The organism is Acinetobacter sp. YH12120, assembly GCF_013418795.1.
GTDB classification, from domain to species: domain Bacteria; phylum Pseudomonadota; class Gammaproteobacteria; order Pseudomonadales; family Moraxellaceae; genus Acinetobacter; species Acinetobacter towneri.
The window spans coordinates 1-12007 of sequence record NZ_VPBI01000037.1 but is presented as its reverse complement, the minus strand read 5'-3'; the positions used below and the strand labels follow the sequence as shown (position 1 = coordinate 12007).

15 protein-coding genes and 1 pseudogene are annotated in these 12007 nt (G+C 34.2%); 14 read left to right on the top strand and 2 right to left on the bottom strand.

From position 1 onward, the window contains the following. Window positions 1-236: 236 nt before the first annotated feature. From FTU58_RS13495 to FTU58_RS13445, 11 genes and pseudogenes are all read left to right on the top strand, one after another. The gene (locus FTU58_RS13495; RefSeq protein WP_180062587.1) at window positions 237-524 is read left to right on the top strand and encodes a BrnT family toxin; all 288 of its coding nucleotides are present in this window, start codon (window positions 237-239) and stop codon (window positions 522-524) included. Then, a complete protein-coding gene (locus FTU58_RS13490; protein ID WP_032032443.1) occupies window positions 511-825 on the top strand; it encodes a BrnA antitoxin family protein in 315 nt (104 codons plus the stop codon). Before FTU58_RS13495 ends, FTU58_RS13490 begins: the two co-directional genes overlap by 14 nt. Window positions 826-1074: 249 nt before the next feature. Further along, on the top strand, window positions 1075-2226 hold the full coding sequence (locus FTU58_RS13485) for a DUF262 domain-containing protein (RefSeq protein WP_180062586.1): 1152 nt from the start codon (window positions 1075-1077) through the stop codon (window positions 2224-2226). A gap of 13 nt (window positions 2227-2239) precedes the next feature. Further along, window positions 2240-3295 (top strand): MAE_28990/MAE_18760 family HEPN-like nuclease, encoded by a 1056-nt coding sequence (locus tag FTU58_RS13480; protein WP_180062585.1) that lies wholly within the window; start codon window positions 2240-2242, stop codon window positions 3293-3295. A gap of 458 nt (window positions 3296-3753) precedes the next feature. Next, window positions 3754-4491: a hypothetical protein gene (locus tag FTU58_RS13475; protein WP_180062584.1), complete on the top strand. Its 738-nt coding sequence runs from the start codon at window positions 3754-3756 to the stop codon at window positions 4489-4491. Window positions 4492-5162: 671 nt separating this feature from the next. Continuing rightward, window positions 5163-5558 (top strand): annotated as a pseudogene (locus tag FTU58_RS13470) (DNA-binding protein); the annotation flags it as partial. 277 nt (window positions 5559-5835) lie between these two features. Next, the gene (locus tag FTU58_RS13465) at window positions 5836-6357 is read left to right on the top strand and encodes a hypothetical protein (RefSeq protein ID WP_136144039.1); all 522 of its coding nucleotides are present in this window, start codon (window positions 5836-5838) and stop codon (window positions 6355-6357) included. A gap of 7 nt (window positions 6358-6364) precedes the next feature. Continuing rightward, window positions 6365-6859 carry a hypothetical protein gene (locus FTU58_RS13460; protein ID WP_180062582.1) on the top strand — a complete coding sequence of 165 codons (495 nt, stop codon included), beginning with the start codon at window positions 6365-6367 and terminating at the stop codon, window positions 6857-6859. A 41-nt stretch (window positions 6860-6900) separates the two neighbouring features. Beyond that, on the top strand, window positions 6901-7056 hold the full coding sequence (locus FTU58_RS13455; RefSeq protein WP_168526714.1) for a hypothetical protein: 156 nt from the start codon (window positions 6901-6903) through the stop codon (window positions 7054-7056). Window positions 7057-7226: 170 nt separating this feature from the next. Continuing rightward, a complete protein-coding gene (locus FTU58_RS13450) occupies window positions 7227-7487 on the top strand; it encodes a type II toxin-antitoxin system RelB/DinJ family antitoxin (RefSeq protein WP_004778838.1) in 261 nt (86 codons plus the stop codon). Beyond that, complete coding sequence (locus FTU58_RS13445; RefSeq protein WP_180062581.1) at window positions 7474-7764, top strand: type II toxin-antitoxin system YafQ family toxin; 291 nt, start codon at window positions 7474-7476, stop codon at window positions 7762-7764. The genes FTU58_RS13450 and FTU58_RS13445 overlap by 14 nt, the downstream gene beginning before the upstream one ends. A gap of 82 nt (window positions 7765-7846) precedes the next feature. Here the strand turns inward: FTU58_RS13445 and FTU58_RS13440 are convergent, their stop codons facing one another. Beyond that, a complete protein-coding gene (locus FTU58_RS13440; protein ID WP_180062580.1) occupies window positions 7847-8404 on the bottom strand; it encodes a DNA-binding protein in 558 nt (185 codons plus the stop codon). A 695-nt stretch (window positions 8405-9099) separates the two neighbouring features. On the opposite strand from FTU58_RS13440, the gene repM reads away from it, so the two are divergent. The 3 genes from repM to FTU58_RS13425 are packed head-to-tail and all read left to right on the top strand — an operon-like array spanning window position 9100 to window position 10783. Further along, entirely contained in the window at window positions 9100-10050 is a 951-nt protein-coding gene (gene repM / locus FTU58_RS13435; RefSeq protein ID WP_180062579.1) for a replication initiation protein RepM, read from the top strand. Continuing rightward, window positions 10043-10618 carry a plasmid replication DNA-binding protein gene (locus tag FTU58_RS13430; RefSeq protein ID WP_180062578.1) on the top strand — a complete coding sequence of 192 codons (576 nt, stop codon included), beginning with the start codon at window positions 10043-10045 and terminating at the stop codon, window positions 10616-10618. The genes repM and FTU58_RS13430 overlap by 8 nt, the downstream gene beginning before the upstream one ends. Before the next feature lie 21 nt (window positions 10619-10639). Beyond that, window positions 10640-10783: a hypothetical protein gene (locus FTU58_RS13425; RefSeq protein WP_004968401.1), complete on the top strand. Its 144-nt coding sequence runs from the start codon at window positions 10640-10642 to the stop codon at window positions 10781-10783. Window positions 10784-11027: 244 nt separating this feature from the next. Here the strand turns inward: FTU58_RS13425 and FTU58_RS13420 are convergent, their stop codons facing one another. Then, window positions 11028-11843 (bottom strand): tetratricopeptide repeat protein, encoded by an 816-nt coding sequence (locus FTU58_RS13420; protein WP_180062577.1) that lies wholly within the window; start codon window positions 11841-11843, stop codon window positions 11028-11030. Between the last annotated feature and the right edge of the window lie 164 nt (window positions 11844-12007).

The following is a 12007-nucleotide window of genomic DNA, read 5'->3' as shown; positions in this document are numbered from 1 at the left end:
TATTTAACATAATGGTGGTTATACGCAATACACTTGTATATTAATATAAAAATCAATATCTTAAAAATTTACACCAAACCCTAAAATCCATAAAAAGCCGATTTTGAAACAAGTCGGCTTTTTTATGAGCAGTTTTGGAATGTTTTGCCAATAATTTTGACTAAAAATTACACCAATCGGGTTGAGTGATACAATTTTGTGATACATTATTGTATATACAAATTTGAATGTTTTCTATGGAACAGTATTTTGAATGGGATGAGGCTAAGAATCGAAAGAATCAGAAAAAGCATGATATCTCTTTCGAAACGGCAAGCCTCGTTTTTGAAGATCCATTACGGATCTCAATCCAAGACAGACATACCGATGGTGAAGAACGTTGGCAGACCATTGGAAAAGTGAAAGGCGTACTAATGCTGTTAGTAGCTCACACCATCTTTGATGAAGATGAGTGTGAAATCATACGAATCATTAGTGCAAGACAGGTAACAAAAGCGGAGCGAGATAAATATGAGCATGGTTAGACACTCACGCAAAGAACTGAATGAAAAATTCAGCGACAAGCAAGATGCTGAAATTGAACGCTTGCTTGCTAAAGGAATGCTTCCTGACGATCAACTAGACCTATCAGATATTCCTGAAATTACAGACTGGAGCAATGCTGTACGTCATAATCAATTCTATCGCCCAGTGAAACAACAGACTTCCATTCGTTTAGATGCTGACGTACTTGCATGGTTTAAAGCTCAAGGCAAAGGCTATCAGACACGTATGAATGAAATCTTGCGAGACGCTATGCTAAAAGAATTAAAAAATCATCAATAAAAATGGGAGCTTAAGCTCCCATTTTTAGATTCGTATAACGTGTATTATTTTAATTTTAGAAAAACTTAAATCTAAGCTTCAAAAAACACTCTATCAAAAAATGCTCTTATTCAGGTTCTCTGTTTTAAAAATATCCTCTTACTCTGTTTTATTTCCCTATGTAGGTGTAAATAGCTTTTAATCCTTTAAACTCTCTTACATGATAGGTTTAGTTATAAATATTCAATATTTTAAAATGGAGAAGAATATATGAATTTCCTAGAGGGTGAAATTTTTAACCGAGAAGATGAGGAAAAACAAGTAGTAAGCATGTCAGATGATGAAATCAATGCTAAATACAAACGAGGTGAGATTAGGATTGTTACTGAGCAAGCTAGATACCCTGTGAAAAGTATAAAATCTATGCTTGATAGTGAAGATTACAAGTTGGATCCTGAGTATCAAAGAAGAAAGAGATGGGATAATGGAAAGAAATCTAGATTGATAGAATCTTTCATTATGAACGTGCCGTTACCTCCTATTTTTTTGTATGAGTATGATTATTCAAAATTTGAAGTGATGGATGGATTACAGCGTTTGACAACCATCTATGATTTTTATAATGGGGACTTTGCTCTAGAAGATATGGGCTATTGGAAAGAGTTAGAAGGAAAAAAATATAATGAGTTACCAGAAGAAATACAAAAAGGTATAGATAGAAGATATATATCTTCTATCGTATTACTTGAAGAAACAGCGAAAACACCTGAAGAAGCTGAAGAGTTAAAGCAAATCGTCTTCGAGCGATTAAATAGTGGTGGGGAAAAGTTAACACCACAAGAGACTAGAAATGCGCTTTATAATGGTGATTTCAATCAATTATGTATAAAACTTTCGAAAAATGAAAAGTTTAAGATTATGTGGGATATTCCTATAAATGATGATGATCTTCTTCAAAGTGAAACATATAGAAAGATGGATGATGTAGAACTAGTTTTACGATTTTTTGCATATCGCTTTTTAGATACTCTTACTGGAACTGTCGAAAGTTTTTTAGATAGCTATTTAAAAAATGCGAACAACTTTCCAAAAGAAACTTTAGAAAGATTGGAGCAATTATTTAATAATACTATCGATACAGTTTTCGAAATATTTGGAAAAGAGGCATTTTTACCTCCCAAATATGAAAGACAAACAAATAAGCCCCAAAAAACTATCTATGATCCTCTAATGCAGTCAATTGCAAAGCATATAGCAGAGAAAGAAAAACTTTTAAGTCAAGCTGAAGTGATTAAAGAGAATAAGTATAATAATCCTCATGAGATAAATGGAGAACGATTATTTTATGGACGTAATACAAGTCCAGGAGTGGTGAAAACTCGAATAGATTACTTCGATAACTTGCTAGCAAATTATTTGTAATAGGTTTCTTAAAATGCAAAAAGAAACTCTAGAATTATTTATTCAAGATATTAATGACATACGTGAATATATAAAGTATATCGAAATAGTTAATAATATTGAAGGTATTACAACATCTTCAAGTAATACTACACTTCTGCAACTTAGAGATCATTTAAGAAGCTTTGGAGTATCTAAGAAAATTTTTGAATACAAGTCAATCACTATTTCATTATATGGAATCTTAGAGAAACATATTGGTATATGGATTAAGGAGTATTTAGATAACCTCCCTGATATTATAGCTAACTATAATGATCTACCAGAAAGAATCCGTGAAGATCATTTCAATTTATCGGTGAAATTGCTTGCCCTTATTAATGAAAACCGATATGCCAAGTATAATGATATCGATAAGAAAAAAGTTCTCTCAAAGCTTAACTCTTGTATTGAGAATCCTTTAGAATTTCAATTAAATAGTGATGCTTTCTATCTTCAATCTGGAAATTTAAAGCATGTGAAAGTATCTGAAGCTTTCGCCTGTCTTGATATAAAACTTAATGATGTCCTTAAAGTTATAGGAATACGACCAGAAAGTTTACTTTTTAACAATGTGTCTAATGTGAGTAATAGAGGGGATGATCTGTTTAACTTAATTGATGACCTTGTAGAGAGAAGAAATTACATAGCTCATGGAGGACAGATAGATGATATCCTCAATATTACGGAATTTGATGAATACATTAATTTTCTTGAAGCTTATGGAAAAGCTATTTTTCAAGCACTTAGTGAGAGATTAATAGAATTTGAAGCCAAACATTTATATAAGAAAATAGAAAAGATACATGCAGTTTATCAGTCTGGTTCGGTCTTATGTTTTGAGCTTGAAAATAATAAAATTTTTTTAGGTGATTCAATTATAGTTAAGCTTATAGAAGGGGGTTTTACTAAAAAGAAAGTCTTGGAAATTCAAATAGAACAGAACAAATATCCAAATATATCAACCACAAAGATGATAGATATTGGTATAAATGTTGGTGGTGGCATTTCTAAAGGTCAAACTTTTTTTATAAAAAGATCAAATATCTAGATATTTTTCGAGAATTATTAGATTTCGTTTAATAAAGAAAATGCCATAGGATAAGGAGACACACTGTCTCCTTATTTAACATAAAATCTCTTATACGAAATTTGAACGTGTAAGCCCAACTTGATGTTGGGCTTTTTTAGTGATCAATCATTAAAAATGTTACTTTTTGTTTAAATATTAAGTTATTTACTTTCAATAACTTAAATCAAAATATGCAACAGCATGCAACTTTTCAAAAAACCCAAGATTTTCAGCTATTTTCACGTCCCGAACCCGAACAAATAAAACATTAATAATCAATACATTAACCTATATTATCCCGAATTTTTTATTTTTTAAAAACATTCTAACTTCATAATTTAATTGGATTTGTGGCATCCCGAAGGGGGCGTATGGTGTGTATAAAAATCGGGAGTCTTTTTCCCCGATTTTCAGCGTCCCTGATCATTCGCTTCTCAATGTTGGAAAAACAGGAAATTAGACTAAGCTTCCCCAATATTTGTAGACCAATAGAACCATACACATACCCAATGAACCCATCCGTTTATGATAAAAAAACGTGGCTAAAAAACCACATTGAAGAGATCCTTGAGTTACAGAAAAATGGTTTGAAACAACAGCAAATTATTGATGCCTTAAAACAAAGCTATGACATGCCTTTTGAAATTGAAAAAAGCCTCTTTTCTCGGCACCTCAAAAGTTTAATCACAGAGACTCAAGTTGAAAAAGACAGTCAACAGGAAGTACAAGACTTAGAAAATCTCCAGCAATATTGCAAATACCTAGAACAAAGTAATCAGCAGTTGATCAGAGATAAACAAGCTCAGAACCAAACCCTCCGAACTCGCTTCAAACAACAACAGCAATTACAAAGACAATTGACCGAAAAACAAGAAGTCCTGAATGTTGTGCAAAACAAACTCCAATTTCAGCAGATCGAAGCAGAAAAACAGTACAAAACCATCTTGAAATTAGAGACAAAGATTGAATATCTAGAACATGTACGACAACAGAACCCATTGGAAGCTAAAAATAAGCGATTACAGACACTTTTAACTCAATACCAAGCAGATCATCATAAAAATGCTCAAACCCTGCTTAAAACGCAAAAGGAGAGCAAACAGCGACTGTATTTAGCCTTATCTTTCCTGTTTCTGACGATTTTCTTTTTTATTCTGAATGTTTTTGGGATTTAAACTCAATTTGACTCACTCAAAATAGAGATAAGCGAGTGTCTACGAGCGAAGTACTGAAAAGTCGCGTCTAGACCCTCTGAAAAACATTCTTTTAAAAATGAAAATGAAGAAAAAGATAAAATCACATGCAGATCTTTAAACCTAGACCGAGCGAAGCGAGCATAAAAAACTTATGAGCGAAGCGAATTCCGAGTTGCTTTTGACCTTAAAGAATTGATCTCAGGTATTTGCTAAAAATTGCCCCAAAGAATCGAGCGAAAGCGAGATTCAATAGAGTTTGAGCGTAGCGAAAACATAGGGCAATTTTCTTTTTATTATTTTTAAATACTTTTAAAAGCTTTTAAAAGCTTTTCGGAGTTTTTTTCTAATTTCATCCACAACATAAATTCATGAAATAAAAGGGATTTATTTTTTAACTACAACTTTTATGCGACACAACTACAACTTTTATGCGACTAACTACAACTTTTATGCGACTAACTACAACTTTTATGCGACACAACTACAACTTTTATGCGACACAACTACAACTTTTATGCGACATAATTTTATAAGGTTTTTTATAAAGAAGGTTTTTAATATATTTTTATATTTTTAAATACTTTTAAGTCCTTTGTAAGCTTAATAAATAAAGGAATGTAGACCCTATAACACACCAAAAAGTCACCTAACAAGAAATCGATGATTCTACAAAAAAATTGATCATCCACTTAGAACAAGAAGTTAGAAAATACCAAGAGCGTGAAGAACGCTTGATGCAACAAATTGATCGTATGCAGACTCTTATTGAATTAAAAAGTGTCGCACCCGCTACAGCAATGCCACAACCTGATGCCACAGCATGCGACACATCGACGCCACAGCATGCGAAAACAGCACAAGAAATTGAAAAAAAAGAATATATTAAAAAAATAGACTCTCAAAATGTTGCAATGCCACAACCCAACGCCACAGCACACGACACCTCAACACTACAGTATGCCACAGTGCAAAATGTCGCAGTGCCACAATCTAAAAAACGAGGTTTATTTAGTCGGGTATTAGATGCCGTTTTAAGTGACGATTAGCTTTGGTATTGTTGAATACAACTAATAAAAACCACTATGGTAAGGTAGTGGTTTTTCCATGATCTTAATCACTTGAAAAATAAAGTGATTTATAAAGCATTTCGTATAAGGCGTATTATGTTAATTTTAGAAAAACTAATTGAGATATTTAATTATCTGATTAGAACAATTTTTGCCTGACAGCAAGAATAATTTTTAGTATCCACTATATCTTTGCTTGCAAAGATATTGCCCAAGATAAAGAATATAGTCCGACTTAAAGAAATATTTATTAAATATGGAAATAATCTTATCTATAATTTTTTTAATAGTTTTATATACTTACTTGAAACTTTATAACTCCCATCCCTATTTTTTTTTAGATAAAAATGGTGTCATCAAAAGAGAACGTCAGAATCTATTTTTTCAAGATTTTCTCGACATAAAGAAAAGTGATTTTGATGAATTAAAAAGAATTCATCTATCTTACTTTCCTGATGGAAGCTGTGAAATTCATCAACCAGTTACATATTATGGAAATACACCTAAATATAAGGGAAATACAATATATATTTATACATCTATAAAATGTGATTACTACCCAAGTGGTGCTCCAACAAACCTAACATTTCCTATCAGTTTTATAATTCAAAAAATTGAGGAAGAGCCAGATATATACGTTATGTTTCTTACCGAGACATCTAGCATAGGTAATATCACATTAAAAGGTGAATTCTTCAAAGGTACCTATGAGGATCTAAAATTTCATTTTCATAGATGGGAAAGAAAACAATTGAATTTTTTGCAAAAAAATAAATGAGATGTCTATGAAAAAATTAAGTATGACGTTGTTAACTATAACAACTGTATTCCTTAACCAACACACATACTCAGAGACTTATGAGATTGACGTGGATATGTACTATGAAGGGGTAATAAATAAAAATTACGAAGTATCAGACCAGAAAAAGTTTGAGGAGGTTTTATGGAGAATGAACCAAAAAGGCATTCAACGTTATCCCTTCAAAAAAGGTGCCGTATCTTTTCATACCGCCTGGATCAATACAGAAGGCGCACATTTCAAGCTATCGATAGACGGTGTAAATAGTATTTCACAGCTGTATGCAACTCTCCCCAAAAATCAAAAATCTGATGAATTTTTCTCGCAATTTTTATGTGTTATTGGTAGAGATGTTCCAGAGTTATTTTTTTCCAATTTTTTCAAGAAAACTTTAAGCGGAAATATGAAAATTGATTTCTTAGATGAAAATAAAAAGGTATATAAAACAATTTCAGAAAACGTAAAAAACTGTAACCATTAAAAATCATTTAATATTTCATATACAATTAGGCATTAAATAATATGGGTAGTGCAATTTTTAATATAGGTTGTAAATTTTTAATAATAGTTTTATGGATTTGGGGAATTGTTGTCGCTAAAGGCTTTTGGTGGACTGTATTAGCAATAGTATTTGCTCCATATGCTTTATATCTTGCGATAGTTGATATTTTTTTCTAAGTAAGAAAAACCATTGTTTGTTCCTTGCATAGGTACTGAGTTTATAGATGCTTTAGGTTAGACAAAGCTCTAAATCTAAAGCCATTTAACATAATGGCGATTATACGAATTGAACTTTTCTTCATCTAAGAATATAGTGTGATTAACAATGTTAATCATAGGAGCTTAACATGGCTTCAAATGCACTAGTCACTACTCGCATTAACGAAAACATTAAGCATGAAGCAACAGAAGTTCTTGCAACAATGGGCTTAACTGTCTCAGATGCAGTTCGCTTGCTGTTAACCAAGGTAGCGAAAGAAAAGGCTCTGCCTTTTGAAATTTGGCAGCCCAATCCTGAAACCATTGCTGCAATGGAAGAAGATCTAAGCAAAGCAAAGAGCTTCACTTCTGTTAAAGATTTGATGGCTGATCTAAATGCGGACGATTAAGTACACATCAGCATTCAAGAAAGACTATAAACGTGAGAAAAAAGGGCAGCATCGAAATACATTAGATGCTGAACTACAAACTGTTTTAGAATTATTGCAAGCTGATGAAGCCTTGCCTGAAAAGTATCGTGACCATGCTTTGGTCAGTAATTGGGTAGGTCATCGTGATTGCCATATCAAACCTGATCTCATTTTAATCTATAAGAAAACAGAAGAAGGTGAACTACTAATTTTGAAATTAGTTCGCTTAGGCAGTCATAGCGAATTAGCAATTTGAATGATGTAACCCCCAAAGAGCGTTGACATACTCCGTACTAAACCAGTGATTTAATGGGGAGCATGTCAGCCTTCATCGTCAGTTACTTGTCTTTTTGCATTGTAATCTGTTTTTCTAATTCAGCTATCCGTGTATTTGCATTAGTGAGTTGTGATTCCACATATTTGATCGAGCCTGATTTTTCGAGTAGCTGTTCATATTTGGCTTGCAAGGCGTTGTAGTCTTCTTTTGCCTTATCTGTACTAGCAAGAGCGACTTTCAGCTTGTCGGTGGTGTCATCAGTTTGTTTGACCTGTTCATCAAGTTTGATTTGCACCTGTTCCAGTTTTTCTGTGGTATCTGCAAGCTGCTTTTCCAGTTGTTGCACTGTTTCCGCATATCCGCCTTGTACTGCATCAATCCGTTCTTGCAATAGGGTTGCAATGACTTGTGACACGGTAACAAGTTCCGCATCTTTCAGAGTTTTTGCCGTAGTAACGGCTGCCGCCAGTTGCTCTTCAAGGATCTCTTTGCGGTATTTGTTGATAGTGGTCTTTGAGCCGCTACCAAGAACCGCAAGGATATTATCGTTAGTTGGGTTTGAGCCTTGTTCTGCAAGGGATTCGATGGCTTTTGCCACATCTGATTTAGTGATTGCCATGGGTTTATTTCCTATTGTGTACTGTACTGTATCGTATTTTAGTACATTACAGTACAGTACACAATCGATATTTTTATGAATTATGACTAGCTAAAACTCTCTGCAGCTGTTCGCTAATGTTTTCCAATTTAGCAAAAGCCGATAGAAGATGATTTTTATTAGATTAATTAAACAATAACAAGTATTTATTAGCGAGTGTCTACGAGCGCCACAACAAAAATTCGCGCCTAGACTCTCTGAAAAACAGCTTTTTAGGCTGTGAAGCCTAAATAAGCGTAAATTACATGTAAATATTTGCACCTAGATCGAGCGAAGCGAGCAAAAAAAGCTTCTGAGCGAAGCGAAGTCATAGCCGCTTTTGCTTTTTACATAATTTTAGAAAGTATTTGCAAAAAATTGCCCCGACGAATCGAGCGATAGCGAGATTCAATAGAGTTTGAGCGTAGCGAAAACCAAGGGCAATTTTTCATTCCCTTGGCTTTTAATTATTTTTAATCTTTTAAATGCTTTTAGACATGCTGAAAGCCTTAATTTACAACACTTTCAAAGACTATATGACACCGTTTACCTTGCAATATAACACCGTTTACCTTGCAATATGACACCGTTTACCTTGCAATATGACACCGTTTACCTTGCTTATAGCACTAAAATTAATTATTGTGTCATAGCATAATAAATAATACTGGTGCTTCATGAGAGAATTAGTTGTAAAAGACAATGCCTTAATTAATGCAAGCTATAACTTAGATTTAGTAGAACAACGTTTAATTTTATTGGCCATTGTTGAGGCAAGAGAAAGCGGGAAAGGTATTAATGCTAATGATCCCCTTGAAGTACATGCAGAAGGCTATATCAATCAATTTGGCGTACATCGCAATACGGCTTATCAAGCATTAAAAGATGCCTGTAATGATTTATTTGCAAGACAATTTAGCTATCAAAAAATAAATGAACGAGGGAATATTGAGAACTATAGATCCCGTTGGGTTAGTGAAATTGGATATGTAGATAATGAAGCAGTGGTTAAACTTATCTTTGCCCCAGCCATAGTTCCCTTAATTACACGCTTAGAAGAGCATTTCACTAAATACGAATTGCAGCAAGTTAGTAATCTCAGCAGTGCTTATGCTGTTCGCTTATATGAATTATTAATTGCTTGGAGAAGTACTGGCTCTACTCCTATTATAGAGGTAAGTGATTTCCGTCAAAGAATTGGCGTACTCGATACAGAGTACAAGCGTATGGAACGCTTTAAAACTAGTGTACTTGAGCTTGCTATTAAACAAATTAACGAACACACAGATATCACTGTGAAGTATGAGCAACACAAAAGAGGTCGATCAATTTCAGGATTCTCTTTTACTTTTAAACAGAAAAAGAAGGACAACCCACCGATAGAAAGAGATCCGAATACGTTAGATCTCTTTACAAAGATGACTGATGCACAACGCCATCTGTTTGCAAATAAACTTTCTGAACTTCCTGAAATGGGTCGTTATTCCCAGGGCACTGAAAGCTATCCGCAATTTGCTATTCGTATTGCTGAGATGCTGCAAGACCCTGACCGAATAAAAGAACTATCCCCATACCTAAAAAAAGTGGGATATATGCCATCAAATAAAAAGGACACCGTAAATGGCTAAGTTATCACTAAGTGAAGTATCTAAAAAATTCCATGTGGATAGATCAACCATTTACAGAGCTGTACGTAATGGACGTTTATCACGCTCCAGTGATGGACAATTCGATCTAGCAGAGGTCATCCGATGCTTTGGAGAACCTGAGCAAACACCCCAAAAAATTGAATCATCTAAGCAAGAAGGTGATGAATCTACAAAAAAACTTATTGCCCATTTAGAAAGTGAAGTCAAAAAATACCAAGAACGTGAAGAACGGTTAATGCAACAAATTGACCGTATGCAAACACTCATTGAGCTGAAAAGTGTTGCACCTGCCACAGCATCACCACAACAAGATGCTACGGCATGCGACACTGACATGCAACAGCATGCGACACCACAACAAGACAATGATAATAAAAAGAATAATGAATTAAATATTGCAGAAAATGTGGCAGTGCCACAGCAAGAAACTACGGCATACCACACCCAAACGCTACAGCATGCCACGTTGCAAAATGTGGCAGTGCCACAACACAAAAAACGTAGCTTATTTGGCCGAGTACTGAGTGCGGTATTCAATGAGGACTAAGCTCTCCAAGGGGCATTACGTATGAAAAAACTGAAAGAGATCCTACAAGGCATTGCATTTCTATTTATCGGGATTCCTATCATGATTATAGCCAGCATTATGGATCAACGAGCCTTTAAAAAGGAGAAGGATCAGCGCCAAAAAGCCCAAGAGCAAAGCAAGTGATTGTTCATCAAAACTTATTAAAACCGTGGAACATCGATCAGTAAGTAAGCGTGGAACATGAAAAATCATAAAAAAAGCCCATTCGAGGGTGAATGGGCTATAAAACTTGAATCAACAAATTGAATTATAACACAATTTCAAAAGCATTTCGTATAAGGTGTATTATGTTAATTTTAGAAAAAATACATGAATAACACTTAAAAAATTCATACTACCAAATCAATAAACCGCTTGAGTATGTTTTTTAGAAATACGTCCTAAGAAGCTGTTGTGCCACCTTATCTCCCTGTACAGTTGCCTTTTTCAACCAATAAGCTGCTTGTTTATCATCTTTAGAGACTCCTTTTCCATCGTGGTACATACTTCCAAGAATACGTTGTGCCTCAGCATTACCCTGTTCAGCTGATTTTTTCATCCAATAAGCTGCTTGTGCATAATCTTGAGGGACTCCTTCTCCCTGATAGTATAAGGTTCCAAGCATACGCTGTGCCTTAGCATTCCCTTGAGTAGAGGACTTCTTTAACCAATAGGCTGCTTGTGCATAATCTTTCTGAATTCTGTTTCCAAAGTAGTACCATGCTCCAATAATCTGTTGTGCCTCAGCATTACCCTGTTCAGCTGCCTTTTGATACCAATAAGCTGCTTTTATATAATCTTTTTGGACTCCTTCTCCATGGTAATACAGACTTCCAATGTCTAATTGAGCCTCAGCATTACCCTGTTCAGCTGATTTTTCCGTCCAATAGGCTGCTTTTGTATAATCTTTTTGGACTCCTTTTCCCTTGTAATACAAGCTTGCAAGAAGCTGTTGAGCCTCAGCATTACCCTGTTCAGCTGCCTTTTGATACCAATAAGCTGCTTGTGCATAATCTTGAGGGGCTTCTTTTCCAAGCTCATACGACATCCCAAGAAGAAGTTGTTTTAGAACATCCCCCTCTTCAGCTGATTTTTCCATCAAAATCAAATTTGAAGAATAAGGTAGAACTTCTGCTTTTGACGTACTGCATACTGATAAAAAAGTAATTGATGTAACAAGAAGCCCCAAATAGAACTGTTTCATAAAAAACTCTATAATTTTTAATGGAATTAAATGTTCTCCACATTCAAGCAATATCTAGTTTAAATAGCTACAAATTTTGTAGAAAGTCTTTAACTAAATAAAGTATGGAACCCTTATTTAACATAATGGTGGTTATACGCAATACACTTGTATATTAATATAAA